General features: G+C 42.9%; 16 protein-coding genes. 6 read left to right on the plus strand and 10 right to left on the minus strand.

Translation table 11 applies throughout. The annotated features are described in order from the left end of the window. Positions 1–19: 19 nt before the first annotated feature. The 5 genes from ACFFHF_RS11100 to ACFFHF_RS11120 all read left to right on the plus strand — a co-directional run bounded on the left by ACFFHF_RS11100 (position 20) and on the right by ACFFHF_RS11120 (position 7,917). Positions 20–988, plus strand: a complete 969-nt coding sequence (locus ACFFHF_RS11100) for a carbohydrate ABC transporter permease (RefSeq protein WP_340905854.1) — start codon at positions 20–22, stop codon at positions 986–988. Next, entirely contained in the window at positions 988–1,815 is an 828-nt protein-coding gene (locus ACFFHF_RS11105; protein ID WP_340906371.1) for a carbohydrate ABC transporter permease, read from the plus strand. Before ACFFHF_RS11100 ends, ACFFHF_RS11105 begins: the two co-directional genes overlap by 1 nt. An 88-nt stretch (positions 1,816–1,903) precedes the next feature. Next, positions 1,904–3,199 carry an ABC transporter substrate-binding protein gene (locus ACFFHF_RS11110; RefSeq protein WP_377058156.1) on the plus strand — a complete coding sequence of 432 codons (1,296 nt, stop codon included), beginning with the start codon at positions 1,904–1,906 and terminating at the stop codon, positions 3,197–3,199. Positions 3,200–3,476: 277 nt separating this feature from the next. Beyond that, the gene (locus tag ACFFHF_RS11115; RefSeq protein ID WP_377058157.1) at positions 3,477–5,099 is read left to right on the plus strand and encodes an SWIM zinc finger family protein; all 1,623 of its coding nucleotides are present in this window, start codon (positions 3,477–3,479) and stop codon (positions 5,097–5,099) included. Further along, complete coding sequence (locus ACFFHF_RS11120) at positions 5,092–7,917, plus strand: DEAD/DEAH box helicase (RefSeq protein ID WP_160545822.1); 2,826 nt, start codon at positions 5,092–5,094, stop codon at positions 7,915–7,917. Before ACFFHF_RS11115 ends, ACFFHF_RS11120 begins: the two co-directional genes overlap by 8 nt. A 181-nt stretch (positions 7,918–8,098) precedes the next feature. Here ACFFHF_RS11120 and ACFFHF_RS11125 read toward each other — a convergent pair whose 3' ends face one another. From ACFFHF_RS11125 to ACFFHF_RS11150, 6 genes are all read right to left on the minus strand, one after another. Then, on the minus strand, positions 8,099–9,025 hold the full coding sequence (locus ACFFHF_RS11125) for an LCP family glycopolymer transferase (RefSeq protein WP_160545826.1): 927 nt from the start codon (positions 9,023–9,025) through the stop codon (positions 8,099–8,101). A gap of 75 nt (positions 9,026–9,100) precedes the next feature. Then, positions 9,101–9,793 carry an LrgB family protein gene (locus ACFFHF_RS11130; protein ID WP_377058158.1) on the minus strand — a complete coding sequence of 231 codons (693 nt, stop codon included), beginning with the start codon at positions 9,791–9,793 and terminating at the stop codon, positions 9,101–9,103. Then, on the minus strand, positions 9,769–10,167 hold the full coding sequence (locus ACFFHF_RS11135) for a CidA/LrgA family protein (RefSeq protein WP_160545827.1): 399 nt from the start codon (positions 10,165–10,167) through the stop codon (positions 9,769–9,771). The genes ACFFHF_RS11130 and ACFFHF_RS11135 overlap by 25 nt, the downstream gene beginning before the upstream one ends. A 254-nt stretch (positions 10,168–10,421) precedes the next feature. Beyond that, complete coding sequence (locus tag ACFFHF_RS11140) at positions 10,422–10,556, minus strand: hypothetical protein (protein ID WP_340905868.1); 135 nt, start codon at positions 10,554–10,556, stop codon at positions 10,422–10,424. Then, entirely contained in the window at positions 10,553–10,939 is a 387-nt protein-coding gene (ssb, locus tag ACFFHF_RS11145) for a single-stranded DNA-binding protein (protein WP_377058159.1), read from the minus strand. Before ssb ends, ACFFHF_RS11140 begins: the two co-directional genes overlap by 4 nt. Positions 10,940–11,132: 193 nt before the next feature. After that, the gene (locus ACFFHF_RS11150; protein WP_377058160.1) at positions 11,133–11,711 is read right to left on the minus strand and encodes a DUF6944 family repetitive protein; all 579 of its coding nucleotides are present in this window, start codon (positions 11,709–11,711) and stop codon (positions 11,133–11,135) included. 142 nt (positions 11,712–11,853) lie between these two features. On the opposite strand from ACFFHF_RS11150, the gene ACFFHF_RS11155 reads away from it, so the two are divergent. Further along, positions 11,854–12,279, plus strand: coding sequence for a YwpF-like family protein (locus tag ACFFHF_RS11155; protein ID WP_377058161.1), 426 nt, complete (start codon positions 11,854–11,856; stop codon positions 12,277–12,279). A gap of 89 nt (positions 12,280–12,368) precedes the next feature. Here the strand turns inward: ACFFHF_RS11155 and ACFFHF_RS11160 are convergent, their stop codons facing one another. The 4 genes from ACFFHF_RS11160 to ACFFHF_RS11175 all read right to left on the minus strand — a co-directional run bounded on the left by ACFFHF_RS11160 (position 12,369) and on the right by ACFFHF_RS11175 (position 14,787). After that, complete coding sequence (locus ACFFHF_RS11160) at positions 12,369–13,067, minus strand: polysaccharide deacetylase family protein (protein ID WP_377058162.1); 699 nt, start codon at positions 13,065–13,067, stop codon at positions 12,369–12,371. A gap of 49 nt (positions 13,068–13,116) precedes the next feature. Beyond that, the gene (gene fabZ / locus ACFFHF_RS11165) at positions 13,117–13,551 is read right to left on the minus strand and encodes a 3-hydroxyacyl-ACP dehydratase FabZ (protein ID WP_119710220.1); all 435 of its coding nucleotides are present in this window, start codon (positions 13,549–13,551) and stop codon (positions 13,117–13,119) included. A 109-nt stretch (positions 13,552–13,660) separates the two neighbouring features. Beyond that, a complete protein-coding gene (locus ACFFHF_RS11170; protein ID WP_377058163.1) occupies positions 13,661–13,945 on the minus strand; it encodes a DNA-directed RNA polymerase subunit beta in 285 nt (94 codons plus the stop codon). 14 nt (positions 13,946–13,959) lie between these two features. Next, positions 13,960–14,787, minus strand: a complete 828-nt coding sequence (locus ACFFHF_RS11175; RefSeq protein ID WP_340905879.1) for a flagellar hook-basal body protein — start codon at positions 14,785–14,787, stop codon at positions 13,960–13,962. Positions 14,788–14,789 lie beyond the last annotated feature (2 nt).

Here is a 14,789-nt window from a genome sequence, read left to right on the forward strand (position 1 = left end):
GACTATGGAGGTGCAGGGGATGAATAGTCAAAGTAATGTAAAAGAAGTTGACGGGGCAGTTGTTGTTAGTGAGAAACGCACGCAAAAAGCTGTGTCCACTCCTTTGTTTAGTAAAAAGAAGCTGAAAGATGCAGGATTGTTCACCTTATTCGTTGGACCTGTATTCTTAGCATTTACCTTAATTGTCCTAATTCCTTTCTTTTCGGGTGTTTATTATGCATTTACGGATTGGAACGGGATTACGGGGTCGGTCCAGTGGGTTGGACTTGATAACTTTAAGTATTTGATTTTTGAAGATAAACAGTTTCACGCTTCCTTCCTTCTAACGACGAAATATACGATTGTAGCAATCTTGCTCACAAACGTGATCGGGTTTGGATTAGCGATTCTCGTGACACAAATGCTGAAAACGAGAAATATTTTACGAACAGTCTTCTTCATGCCGAATCTACTTGGTGGTCTTTTACTAGGATTCATTTGGCAGTTTATTTTTGTAAAAGGATTCGCTTCTATCGGTGAAATCACAGGAATTCCACTTTTTGAACTAGCTTGGCTAGGAGATGCAAGCACAGCCTTTTGGGGAATTGTGATTGTCAGCGTGTGGCAAGGTGCTGGTTACATCATGATCATCTATATCGCGGCACTACAAAATGTTCCACAAGAATTAATTGAAGCAGCAAGAATTGACGGGGCTAACAGATTTCAAATTCTCCGTCACATCACGATGCCATTAGTTGCACCAGCTGTAACGATCTGTTTATTCTTAACAACGGCATCCTCTTTTAAAATCTTTGATGCGAACCTATCGCTAACGAATGGTGGGCCATTTAAATCAACGGAAATGTTAGCGCTTAATATTTATACAGAGGCTTTCGTTAATAACCGTTACGGAATTGGTGAAGCCAAGGCATTGATCTTCTTCCTTGTCGTAGCTGCAATTACCGTATTACAAGTGACGATTTCTAAGAAAAGGGAGGTTGAATCGTGATGGGTCACAAGTATTCATGGAGAACCTTCAGTGTTGAGATCTTTGCGATTGTACTCGGACTTTTGTTCCTAGTCCCTTTCTATTATGTGGTGTCAAACTCCTTGAAGCCTTTTGCCGAAATTTTAACGAATACGTCGGCATTACCGAAAGTGTTTCAGTTTGAAAACTATGTACGAGCTTTTGAAATGCTTGATTTCTTTAACGTTTTTAAAAATTCGTTGATTATAACGATTGCTAGTAATGTAGTTTTGGTGATCTTTTGCTCGATGGCGGCGTATATGCTCGTTCGTACGAAAAAGAAGATTAGTAATATCATCTTTATGACCTTCGTTGCTGCGATGATTATTCCGTTCCAATCCATTATGATTCCGCTGATTAAAACAGCTGGAAATTTTGGATTACTGAACAGCGTGTGGGGCCTTGTGATTATGTATTTAGGCTTCGGGTCTGGAATGACGATCTTCTTGTACCACGGTTTTATTAAAGGAATTCCGGTTGAACTGGAAGAAGCAGCAATCATTGATGGTTGTTCTAGATTCGGCGTCTTCTGGAGAATTGTTTTTCCACTATTGAAGCCGATTACGGTGACGATTGTGATTTTAAACAGCTTATGGATTTGGAATGACTTCCTATTGCCGTCTCTTGTTCTTCAGGATCCGGAGCTAAGAACGATTCCACTTGCGACTTTCTTCTTCTTCGGTCAATATACGAAGCAATGGGATTTAGCACTAGCTGCATTGGTACTTGGTATCATTCCGTTATTGATTTTCTTCTTCTCGATGCAAAAACACATCATTAAGGGGATTACTAGTGGTTCGATTAAGTAAGGGTTTTACCTCCACAGTCTGAAAAAACTCAGGCTGTGGAATCAAATATAAAAATTTTAAAGATCTTTTTCCAAGGGGGAAAACAAAAATGGCTTTAAAGTTGAAAAAGTATTCTGTTTTAGCAGGTGTATTGTCTGCCTCACTTCTTTTAGGAGCTTGTTCAAGTGATAGCACTTCTGGCGACAAAGAAGGTGCAAGCAAGGACGATAAAGTAGTAATTGATATTTTCCAAGGAAAGGTTGAAATTGCTGATCAATTGAAAGCGTTAACAGATGAGTATACTAAAGAACACCCTGATGTGACTTTTAATATTGAAACAGTTGGTGGTGGTGCGGACGGTGCTGCTGCACTAAAAGCAAAATTTGCTTCAAATAAAGCACCTGATATTTTCACAAATGATGGAGATGCACAATTACTGGTTTGGCAGGATAAGTTAGAAGATTTATCTGACCAACCTTGGGTAGCTGACGCATTCGAAGGTACTCTAGATGGTATGACATCTGATGGGAAAATTTACGGTATGCCTTTAAATATGGAAGGTTACGGCTTTGCTTATAACAAAGAATTATTTGAAAAAGCAGGTATCACGGAGCTTCCTACGACGTTCTCTGAATTAGAAGCAGCTGCTAAGAAGCTTCAAGACGCTGGAATCACTCCATTCTCGATCGGATACGGCGAGTGGTGGGTATTAGCAAACCACGGCTTAAACGTTCCATTTGCTTACCAAGAAGACACAGATGCTTTCTTCACTGGCTTAAACGACGGTTCTGGTAAAATTGAAGGCAACGAATTCGTAAGCAAGTACTTTGATCTAATCGACCTAACGATCAAGTACGGTAACAAAAATCCATTAACAACTGACTACAACACACAAGTAACACTTTTCGCTACAGGCGAAGCAGCAATGACGCAACAAGGGAACTGGATTCAACCAATGTTAGACAAGATCAACCCTGAAATTGAAGTTGGATTTATTCCAATGCCAATTACAGATGATGCAGCACAAGCAGATAAGCTAATGGTTGACGTACCAAGTAACTGGGTCATCCACAATGGTGCTACAGATGAAGAAAAAGAAGCAGCGAAGGACTTCTTAAACTGGATGGTTACTTCTGACGCTGGTAAAACAGCTATGACAAAAGAATTCAAGTACATCCCAGCATTCAAGTCTGTTGAAGCATCTGCCGATGACATCGGACCTCTAGGAGCTGACCTTCTGAAGTACTCTCAAGAAGGCAAAACCTACTCTTGGCAGTTCATGAAGTACCCAGACGGTGCTGGTCAAGAATTCGGTGCAGCTCTTCAAGCATACGTTGGCGGCCAAGCATCTAAAGAAGACACAATGAAAGCCTTCGACGCAACTTGGCAGAAGCTTAAGAAATAAGTAGTAAAACATGGGATTCACTGACTGACTCAACTAAGTTGGGTCAGTTTTTTTGTATTGCCCCCTGACTGTCCACCCGACACGGACAAAAAGGGCAGTTCTGTCCACGAGCGGTGACAGACACCCTAAAAAGACACTTCTCTACATTCTGTCCACGAACGGTGTCAGACACCGCAAAAAGACACTTTCCCACATTCTGTCCGCGAGGGGTGTCTGTCACCGCATTCGGTGGTATAATGGAGGATAGACTATTTTTGATAACGGGAGGGTTGGACGGATGTCACATATCCCTGAGGTATACAAAGAATTAATTGAAGCGACTGCCGCAGATGTTTCGAAGCTCCTTAGTCCGGGTTATGAGCCGGATGCGAAGCTGGTGCAGAAAGGACTTCTGATATATAGACAAGGGCTTGTTACAAAGGTCCGCTACGAGGATGGCTCGGTTACATCAACGGTTCAGGATGTTTCACCGGTGTTTGTTCAGGTGGAACTCAACTTCTTCCAAACAAGCTCCTGCTCCTGCCCAGCCGACGGAATTTGCCGTCATATCGTCGCTACCTTTCTTTACGCATTTTCTCAAGTTGGCAGCGTGGCTGACTGGGTCGAGGAATGGCGCACTCCTCTTCATGAGAAAAAAACGGCGCAACAGCTCGGACTCATGAAGGCCAAGGATTTAATGAAAGGATCAGGCTCCATCAAACCCGATTACGATCATTGGGTGCAAACCTTTCAAAATAGCTTTCAATCCATCATGAATGGCCAAGGGACACCCAAGCCCTACCTCATCCCAGAACTGTACCAGGCCTATACACGACGCCTCCGTGCAAGTGCACCTGTTGAACAAGAATGGAAGCAGCTCTACCTACTGATCGGAAACATCTTTTCGTTCCGCCAGTTACTTAACTTAAGCCAACAATCCGGTCATAGCTCGTATGACATTGAACGCAACTACCAGCAGCTATTTTTCTCACTCATTGACGAAACCGAGGTGCTCATTAACCGCCTAAGCGTACACGCCCTTCCTTTCGCCTTTGATGAGTTCATCGCCCGACTCAAAGATGACGTAACCGACCTTCTCATCGACGAGGTCGCCCTAGAATTCGAACGAATTCAACTTTATCAGCTGCTTTGGAGTTCTCTTTTTAAAAAGAAGCATTGGCGTGAAGAAGAGCTAGAAAAACTAGCGAACCTTGGAAAAATCAATGGCTCCTACGCCCTATCCATTGGCTTCATTCACCTCAACCTATTGTTAAAACGAGACGAAAAAGCTCTAGCTATCATCACTCAACACGAAGCAGACATTAGTCCTTTTCTTCTCATCTGGTTGGAGGACTTTAAATCACAGCGTGACTGGAAACGCATGGGACCATTCGTTGAGGCATTTATTGGATACTTACGGCCATATTTACTCAGCTTACCGAACAGCTACGCATGCTTTGACTTCACACGCTATGCAACAAGGGTGCTGCAATCCTATTGCTCAGAAACCAATCGGATTGATCTGTATGAAAAAATTCTCATGCAGCTTCTTCCCTACAGCTACCGTGAATACGAGCAATACTTATATATAGAAAAGCAATACGAAAAATGGAGCGACCTGCAAGCCTATATCGGCTATGACATGACCTCCATCTCGACCGACAAAATCAAAGAGCTTCAAAAAGAGGACCCAGCCGTCCTTTTGCCGCTCTACCATCAATCAATTCAGAAAAATATTGATTTAAAAAATCGTGGCAACTATCGCCAAGCTGTTCGTGAGCTAAAAAAGCTTCGAACACTATACAAAAAACTCAAGCGCCAAGACGAGTTTGAGCAATTTTTCGACCTATTACTTGAGCGCACGAAACGGCTTCGAGCGTTTCACGAGGAATGTCAAAGGGGTAAGCTGATTCATGCTTAAAACGAGACTCGTACACATACACATTCGTCATACAGAGAACAATCGCTACTTTATTTGGGCAACCAATGACCATAACGACGACGTCCAACCGTCCCGATGGAAATCGCTTCTTTTTAACCGCCATAAGGAATCGTATTACGGAACCTTTGTCGATGAAGAAACGATTGACCAACATCGCGGCGTGTCCATCGATGCTTGGCAGCTAGTCTCCCTTTTAGCACAAGAGCAATTCAACCAGCTGATCGAGTGGGACTGGGATGAAACGGCGCAAATCTGCCTAGCCTCTGCCCATTCGCTACACGAAGCGATTTCGGAAAAAGATTGGCTTCCTGACTTTTCAGCGTGGGAACAAGACGAATTCCGCTGGGCTCTTCCTGAGCGGGTAAAGCAGGAATTTGATCCTTCTTTTTTCGAGCAACAAATTTCTGAGGAAGAAACCGTTCAACTTTTTATAGAAAAATGGTTCGATTCCTCCCTGAGCGCCTTCTTCGACAGAAATCAGGAATGGCATGAAAAAGTCGGAGTAAAGCTTGATGCCTTGAAAAATCAAGCCCTGTCTCCACGCGCATTGGCTACGTATTTTGATGAAGAAACCTGGAGTGAATGGATTGGACTGAAGGAATCCCAAGTACCGTTTTCATTGGGTTTGCGATTAGAAGAACCAGCGGATCTTGATGGAATATGGGAGCTGCAAGTCTTTTTACGAGGAAAAAATCAACCCGATCTCATTGTCGATGCCAAAGATGACAGCAATATGCCAAGAAACTGGCAGGCGTACGATTCGTATATTGAACGTGAGCAACAGCGCTGGGTGGAACTTTTTCCATGGCTGGAAGGAAGACGTGGAGTCACTAGCCAGTTAACGGAAAACGATGCTTGGATGTTCTTGTCTGATGCGAGTGAAACGTTGCTGGCACTAGGAGTTGAAATCCTCCTCCCTTCTTGGTGGCAAGCAATGAAGAATGCGAACTTGAAGGTTAAAGCAAAGCTCAAGGGCACGGGCTCACGCGGCCAGTCCTTTGTGGGACTCCAGGCAATGCTCGATTACAACTGGCGTTTCTCGATGAGCGGAGTGGAGCTAAGTGAAGATGAGTTCCATCAGCTTGTAGAGGAAAAAAGACGCCTCGTGTTTATTCGCGGTCGCTGGATCAAGCTCGATCCAGGATTTATTCGCACGATTCAAGATCTGATGAAAAAAGCGGAAAAAGAAGGCTTGCACGTAAGGGACCTCATTCAGCAAGAGCTTTTAGATGGAGATGACGAAGATCCATCCCAATCGCTAGATGATCCACGTGCGTTTGCCAAAATACAAATCGAGCTGAATCGTCAGTGGAAGCAAATGATCAAGCAGCTTCAGGACGTTCGGTCGATTCCTGAGGTTGAAGTGCCAAAAAGCTTCCTCGGTGAGCTAAGACCATACCAAAAACAAGGCATGAGCTGGCTATTGTTCTTACGAAAGTATGGATTTGGTGCGATTTTAGCGGATGATATGGGACTTGGAAAAACGATTCAGTTGATCAGTTACCTTTTACAGGTGAAAAAAGAGGACAAAAATCCGGCACCCGCTTTGATTGTTTGCCCAACCTCCGTACTCGGAAACTGGCAAAAGGAGATCGAACGCTTTGCTCCAAATATGAAGGTTTACCTGCATTACGGTTCGAATCGTTTGAAAGAGGAAAAGTTCAACGAGAAAGTGCTGGAGTCGGACGTGGTGTTAACATCCTATGGACTGACCCATATTGATGCAGCCGAGTTTGAGGCCATTACGTGGAGCTCGGTCGCGATCGACGAAGCGCAAAACATTAAAAATGCCGGAACGAAGCAATCCCGTGCGGTCCGAAAGCTGAACGGCAAGCATCACATCGCACTAACGGGAACACCGATGGAAAACCGCCTGACCGAGCTTTGGAGTATTTTTGATTTTACCAATCACGGTTACTTAGGAAGCTTAGGGAATTTCCAGAAAAAGTTCGTCTTGCCGATCGAAAAAGACAATGAGAAGGAAAAAATCAGTGAGCTTCAAGCATTGATTCGCCCATTTTTACTCAGACGGACGAAAAAAGACGAAGAAGTTGCTCTCAACCTGCCGGATAAGCAGGAACAAAAGGAATACTGTCCGCTTACGGCCGAGCAAGCATCCCTGTACGAGCAACTCGTTCAAGATACGTTTGCTCAGATCGAAACGTTAACTGGCCTCGAGCGAAAGGGACTTATTTTACAATTGTTGAGCCGCTTAAAGCAGCTGTGCAACCACCCTGCCCTTTACTTGAAGGAAGAAAATCCATTACAGCTTCTAGAACGATCAGTTAAGCTTGAAAAATTAACCGAGCTCATTGAAGCCGTACTTGAGCGTGAGGAAAGTGGCTTGATTTTCACCCAGTATATCGAAATGGGTGAAATTATCCGACGCGTGTTAAATAAGAAGTATGGCATTGAAGTTCCTTTCTTAAACGGAAGTGTGCCAAAAGCAAAGCGTGACGAGATGATCACACGATTCCAAAACCGCGAGTTCCCTGTGTTCCTACTCAGCTTGAAAGCTGGTGGAACCGGGTTAAATCTAACAGCGGCGAATCACGTCATCCACTACGACCGCTGGTGGAATCCAGCCGTTGAAAACCAAGCAACCGACCGTGCGTACCGAATCGGCCAAAAACGATTCGTCCACGTTCACAAATTCATCAGCACCGGAACACTCGAAGAAAAAATTGACGCCATGCTAGAGAAAAAACAAACGCTAAACGATGCCATCATCCAAAGCGATAACTGGATCACCGAGCTCTCCACCGACGAGCTCCGCGACCTAATCCTGCTCTCCTAGTAAAAACGGTGTCTGTCACCACAAAAAGACAGATCAGGCCTTTTTGTCCGCCTGGAGTGGACACTTTACATTTTGTCTATTGTCCGCCTCAGGTGAACAAAACCGGCAAAAGTGTCCACGAAGGGTGTCTGTCACCGCAAGCGGGACGCAGAAAGACCCAGCCAGTGGCTGGGGCTTTTCCTTATATCGCTAAATGCCCTTTCAACTCCTGCCGTACTCTTTCCCTTTCCTCATCAGAAACAAAAAGGTACCACACTCTCCCTATATAACCACCTTCACCTTGAATCGCGAGTTGGTCAATCATCCTCCCAGATTTCCGATAATTCTTCTGGATATCGACCATTTGGTCCCAAGTTAGGTTTGTTCGTACATTTTCTCCGAGTGCGGAGAAGATATCACCGAAATTGGTTAATGAGTTCAAGCTTGCTCCTTCACGAATAACCCCTCGAATAATTTGGCGCTGGCGTTGCTGTCTTCCGAAGTCTCCTTGTGGGTCATCGTATCTCATTTGCACATACGAAAGAGCTTCTTCACCCGTTAAGCCGATTTGACCTTCTTTAAAAGTAATGCCACCGTTAGAAAACTCGAACGAGTTATTTACTGTAATTCCACCTACTGCATCCACAATATCTTGAAAGCCTTCCATATTCACCTTTATATAATAGTCAATCGGAATATCGAGGAAGTTCTCTACAGTTGCCATCGCCATTTCTTCATTCCCGAAGGCATACGCATGATTAATCTTATCCTCGGTACCACGACCAACGATCTCCACCCTCGTATCACGAGGAATACTTAACATCTTCACTGTCTCTAATTCCGGATTCACCGTCAATACTATCATCGTATCTGATCGGCCTTTGTCTCCTTCTCTCTCATCCACACCAAGCATCAACACAGAGAACGGCTCCTGCGCCTCGAGCGAAACCTCCTGTGCCCTCTTGTCGGACACCTTCCGACTCGTTGGATCATGCATCGTCTCCATCGCTTTACTCAGCGAGTGATACACGGAATATGCATATGCACCTGCTCCAAGAAAAAGCAGCAGCAGGATGATTCCTGTTACCCTGACCCATCTCCGCTTTTTCTTACGCCTTTCTGCCCTCATAAAGACAACCTCCCTTTATGAAAAAAGAATAACAGAAAATTATTCCAATTCTAGAAAAAGTGTTCGACAATTCTTTTATATATTAAACAACCAAACCACCAAAGTCGCAAAACTAGAACCTAAAATCGCACTTAACGTCATAGCAACCGAGCTTATCGAAACCGTTAATTCATCAAATTCCTTAGCCTTCGAGGTTCCAATCGCATGAGAGGCACTTCCAAAAGCCATTCCCCTTCCTAATTGGCTTGTAATGCGGAACCATTTAAAGATGGTAGGTCCCAACACCGCTCCTGTCAGACCTGCAAGCAACACGAATACGATCGTCATAGAAGGGATTCCTCCGATTGCTGTGGTCACCTGGATGGCAACGGGTGTGGTAATTGATTTAGGAATAATAGAAAGAATGAAATTTTGTGAAACTCCTAAAACCTCCGCCAGCAACAATCCGCTAACCATTCCAACTACTAACCCCATAACCACCCCTCCCACAATCGGAACAAGCTTACCCATTAACGTTTTTCTCTGCTTATACAACGGAAGGGCAAGAGCAACAACCGCGGGTCCAAGCAAGTGGTTGATCCATTCTCCACCAATCATATACGTTTCATAGGATAGTTGAAGCACACTTAATATCACTATAATCGCGATGGTGGTTGTCAGTAAGGGGAGAAGAAACGCGAAGGAATACTTCAAGTACAACCTGTTCATCAAAAGGTACATAGCTACCGTTAATACCACAATAATTATTGAGACAAGGAATTGTTGCACTGAATTTTCTCCTTCCTTTTTTGTGCCATTCTTTCCAAGTGCTGACTACACCACCCCACCGAAACCATCGTCACGATCGTACTTATCATGATAATCCCGAATAACACCAACCCATTTCCTGAAAAAAGCGACGGTTCATTCATTACGCTGACCGTTGCTGGTACTAATAACAGTGGAAGAAAAGTGATGAGAACATTCGCACCGTCCTGAATCCAATCGACGGGAATTATTTTTAAAAATAATAAAATCAATAATAATAGCAATCCAATAATACTCCCAGGAAGAGGGATATGAAGAAAGCCTTTAAGAAAACTGCCTATATAAAATAAACCAATCAAAATACCAATCTGAAAAATTACCTTCGTAACGTACATAGTCAGTTGATTCGCCACCTTATTAATAAGATTATCTTCATTTTACTATAAAAAAACTTTTAGTAGAGAGTCGATTGGACTGCATTCTCTTCGCTGTTATTTCTATCGAAATAAAGGCTCGATTCTGCATTCCAATCGACATTGAATTTTCCACCCACGCAAAAAAAATCAAGCAGCCAATATAGCTGCTCGAATAGTGAGGGGGAGTGAGGAAGTTATTGATTCTATCTAAGGGAGAAAATATGAGGGTTATTTTAGTATCTTACATGCATTTCTCGTATCGCACATTCTAATTGCGCGATTCTCATTTGTAACAGGGAAATATGTTCATGGGATTTCCCCACAAGTTCGATTAGTTGTTCCACTACATGTTCGTTCATCTGTTTCAAGGAGTAACAACCTCTCTTTCTGGGGGAGGAGTTGGAAATGGGATTTTCGCGACCCGTTCGTCCTCTCTTTTCGGACCGATAAATCGGACATTTTCAGCGACCACTTCGGTTACATACGTTCTTTTCCCCTGTTGATCATAGCTGCGTGTTTGGATTCTGCCGGTAATGCCAATGAGGGAGCCCTTTTTACAAAAGGCCGTCGTGTTTTCGGCGGTTTTTCGCCATAAGGTACAATGAACAAAGTCTGTGTCCACCTCTCCTTTTTGGTTTCGATATTGTCGGTTTACTGCGAGGATGATATTGCAGACATATACTCCTTCTGGTGTCACTCTCAAATCTGGATCCTTTGTCAACCTCCCTACCAACGTCACTTGATTAATCATCTGTCATCTCCTCTCCAATTGATGCTCTTATCATAATCGGAAAAGGACGCCTATGTAAAATAGTCATGGTTCAATTTTCCTATTTATTTCCCATGAACTTTTCATCATTTCCTTAGATAAAAATGCAAATTCACCCTCTAATCACCCCTCCAAATTACGATTTTCACCTTTTCAAAAGTTTTTTTCGACAAAGCTATTTGTTTATTGCATAGGCAATAAGGACTGTACCCACAAATTCCACCCACCCTCCTGTAAAAAGAAGGATTCGTTTTTGTTTCTCCTTTTCCTCCGAAGTTAGTACACCGATTGAATCGAGGATCGTACCTAACGTAATCAGACTCAATCCAGCCAACTCTAGGTTAGGTGACGTTCCTTCTCCCACTTGGGCAACACCAGTTGCTTCTAGCGCCGCCCCCATCGATTGAATCGTGCTTCCTAAGGAGTTGAATCTGGTATTCTCTTCAGAAGGACTTTCAATTTCAACATTGGTCGCCAAACTATTAATGGTATTTCCACTTGCCTGTACAAAGGTCCCGACCATCCCAAGAACATTCTTCTCTTCCTCCGCATCATCCATCAGCTTTAACCGACCAACTCCTTGTAAGGTATTCCCAACCGCTTGTACCGCATTGCCATCACGTATGAGCTTCTTATTGATTTCTTCCACTGGATGAGCCCCCGTTTCCCCAACGGCAGAAATGAAAGCACCTATTGCCAATAAATTGGCTCCGACCACATTTAACTCTTCTCCCTCTAAATACAAAGAAATCACCTCACCCCTAAGCTCATGCTAATATCCTATTCGAGGAGCATTTCCCTGACTATTTTTTATGGATTTTTTCAAAAGGGAGCAGAATTCGCTTTCATCTCTGCATATGTTATAATTTAGGAAAGCTTGTTCGGGAGGTATCAAAATGAAAACGTTCAAATTGATTTCTTTACAAATCATTGACGACAGTGAAGCACTAGATATTACTCTCCATGACGGACTAATTATCAACAAAGAGGACGAAAGAAACAGATGGCTGATTGAAGCGTATGTCGGTGCTAACTACCATGATTTTTTTACAAAGCTTCTTGAATCGGAAAAAGAAACACCAGCTCAAGTTGTCATATCTAAAAAGGAAAATGATCCTGCCAGTTTTACAACAAGAGTTCTATCCGTGAAAAAAATTGATGGTCGTCTTTCTGTTTTATTTGAAGGCTTTTTAAAAAGATCGAAAAATTACGCAGAGCTACTGCTAAGTGACCTTATTGAAAAAGGATTAAGCGGGGAAGAGCTATTAAGCGAATTCCGTGAAAAAATGATGACCAAACCCAAATTAACTTCTACCTCATAAAAAAAACGTCAACGAGCAGTGCTTGTTGACGTTTCATTTACTTCCTCACCTTAACTACCATAAACTAGGAATACCGTCCATTTCATTTTTCAATCATACTGTAAAAGCTCCGAAACCGTCACAAAGGTGTAGCCTTTCTTTTTCAAAGCTTCAATAGTTGGCCCCACCGAATTCAAGCTCTCTTTTCGACTTTCGTACATAACATGCAGTAAAATAATCGAACCAGGCTCAATATGTGTCACAATATCATCCGTTATTTTCTCAGAATCGGCAGCAATCTCCGGATCTGTCTCTGGTTCCCTATTCCACATAATGGTTGGTCGATCATGCTTATTCAAGTAGTAGGGAAGAAACAATAGTTTTTTTCCAAAAGGAGGTCGAAACGTAATCTCTCCTTCGTACCCAGCCGCCCGAATCCACTCATCCGTCGATTCGATTTCATTTTTAATAAAGCTTGGTGATTTTAACACCATCCGCTCGTGAGAATAGGTATGGTTGCCTATTTCATGACCGGCCTGTACAATCTTTTTTGCCTCTTCTATATTTTCTTCGATTTCTCTTCCTGTGAGATAGAAGGTTGCTTTAATCCCCTCTTTTTTTAAAATCGACAGGATCTCATCTGTTTGAATCCCAGGCCCATCATCGAACGTTAATGCGACGACTTTTTCTTCCGTCTCTACTTTTTCTACAATGCCTCCAAAAAATTGAAAGCTTCGAGATTTCGATACTTGAAATAACGAATAACTCACCGCTATAAGTACGAGTAGAACAATCAAGATCTTTTTCATATATCCTCCAAAAAAATAGACCAAATCCTATGATTTGGCCTATTTTAATCTATTCCTTTTTGTCTCCAAGACCAAACATAATTTCCACTTCACAAACAAGTTCGCCTTCAACCGTAGCAACTGCCTTGCCTTTTCCGAACGTGCCGCGTACTCTTGTCATTTCTACCTCTAATCGAAGCTGATCACCAGGAACCACTTGGCGCTTAAAGCGACAGTTATCAATTCCTGCAAAAAATGCCAGACGGCCTTTATTTTCTTCTTTAACGAGCATCGCAACCGCTCCAACTTGCGCAAGAGCTTCTACAATCAGAACCCCTGGCATAACAGGAAACTCAGGAAAATGTCCGTTGAAAAACTCTTCGTTTGCTGTCACATTTTTAATACCGATTGCACGCTTTCCTTCTTCAAGCTCTAAAATGCGATCTACAAGCAAGAATGGGTAACGATGCGGAATGATTTCTTTAATTTGTTCTATATTCAACATGAGAATTAGTACCTCCTACTAATACTAGGTTTTATAGATACTATTGTAGCGGAAATCCACTAGGAAAAGCAAACAAAAAAAGCAGTCAGACTCCTTGACTGCTTTCTGCTTATTTATCACTATTCACCAATTCAACGATATGCGTCCACGTTGATTTGTCAAACACATCCTTGGCTTTGCCATTACCCATGACGCTGTATCCGATCATGGCACCTGATACGGTACTAACAACAAGTAGAATGGCAACGATGATAACCCGAAGCCAGATCGGAATCAGACGAATGCGAATTCGCTTTCGGCCTTCCTTTAGCGCTTTCTCCTTTTCTTCTCTGCGTTCCTTTTTTCGCTGCTCGCGTAAGGAAACAGCTTCCTGGTTACTATTGTTTACAGCCATGGTTGATTCCCCTTTTAACGAATTCCGTTCACAAGTCCCATCATCTGGTCCGCAAGTGTCACGGAGCGAGATTGAAATTGATATGCACGCTGAACATTGATTAGTTCCGTCATTTCTTTTGAAAGATCCACATTCGATTGTTCAAGAGCTCCCTGTTGAAGACTAATTTCTCCTCTTAGTCCTCCCGTTAACTCGGTTAAGACCTCATCTTGAGCTACATTTGCCGGAAGACCAAGTAAGTTCCCACCGCGTTGCTCTAAGAATTGTGGCTTATTCACACGAACCACTCCAAGGTTAAACACTTCTGTCGCACCTGCCGTTTTCGTTACCGTTAACTGGCCATTTGCATCGATGCTATAATCCTTGGCTTCACCATTTATTGTAATCGGATTATTATTTTCGTCAAGTACTGGCAACCCATCGCCATTGACAAGCATCACTTCTGTATCGGAAAGAGGCGATAAATAAAGCGCACCATTTCTCGTATACTGAACTTCGTTCACTCCATTAGTTTGAACGAGCACTTTAAAAAGTTGTCCTTCTTTTGTAAAAGCCGTATCCAGTGAGCGATCCGTTTGCTTAAGTGCTCCTTGGGTCATGACTAGTTGAGCTTGTCCAAGCTTTGCCCCTGTTCCTTGGCGGATACCGTTGGGAGTGAGTCGATTCACTTCTTTATTCGCACGTTCTTGGTTGTTGAACTCTTGCACCAATAGATCAGTGAACGTCGCTTCTCTTCTTTTATAGCCATTTGTATCAACGTTTGAAATATTATTAGAGATAATATCCATTTGCTTTTGAAGCTGAGATAATGTGTTCGTCGCTGTAATCATCGTACGATTCATGA

Origin of the sequence: Robertmurraya beringensis (assembly GCF_042433785.1) — a bacterium.
In the GTDB taxonomy this organism is placed as follows: Bacteria; Bacillota; Bacilli; order Bacillales; family Cytobacillaceae; genus Robertmurraya_A; species Robertmurraya_A beringensis.

Coding starts and splice junctions, on each gene's coding strand:
- ACFFHF_RS11160 (WP_377058162.1), bottom strand. CDS start 13,067: ATGAAAAAGATCTTGATTGTTCTACTCGTACTTATAGCGGTGAGTTAT.
- ACFFHF_RS11100 (WP_340905854.1), top strand. CDS start 20: ATGAATAGTCAAAGTAATGTAAAAGAAGTTGACGGGGCAGTTGTTGTT.
- ACFFHF_RS11135 (WP_160545827.1), bottom strand. CDS start 10,167: ATGTACGTTACGAAGGTAATTTTTCAGATTGGTATTTTGATTGGTTTA.
- ACFFHF_RS11110 (WP_377058156.1), top strand. CDS start 1,904: ATGGCTTTAAAGTTGAAAAAGTATTCTGTTTTAGCAGGTGTATTGTCT.
- ssb (WP_377058159.1), bottom strand. CDS start 10,939: ATGATTAATCAAGTGACGTTGGTAGGGAGGTTGACAAAGGATCCAGAT.
- fabZ (WP_119710220.1), bottom strand. CDS start 13,551: ATGTTGAATATAGAACAAATTAAAGAAATCATTCCGCATCGTTACCCA.
- ACFFHF_RS11125 (WP_160545826.1), bottom strand. CDS start 9,025: ATGAGGGCAGAAAGGCGTAAGAAAAAGCGGAGATGGGTCAGGGTAACA.
- ACFFHF_RS11115 (WP_377058157.1), top strand. CDS start 3,477: ATGTCACATATCCCTGAGGTATACAAAGAATTAATTGAAGCGACTGCC.
- ACFFHF_RS11175 (WP_340905879.1), bottom strand. CDS start 14,787: ATGAATCGTACGATGATTACAGCGACGAACACATTATCTCAGCTTCAA.
- ACFFHF_RS11155 (WP_377058161.1), top strand. CDS start 11,854: ATGAAAACGTTCAAATTGATTTCTTTACAAATCATTGACGACAGTGAA.
- ACFFHF_RS11120 (WP_160545822.1), top strand. CDS start 5,092: ATGCTTAAAACGAGACTCGTACACATACACATTCGTCATACAGAGAAC.
- ACFFHF_RS11170 (WP_377058163.1), bottom strand. CDS start 13,945: ATGGCTGTAAACAATAGTAACCAGGAAGCTGTTTCCTTACGCGAGCAG.
- ACFFHF_RS11105 (WP_340906371.1), top strand. CDS start 988: ATGGGTCACAAGTATTCATGGAGAACCTTCAGTGTTGAGATCTTTGCG.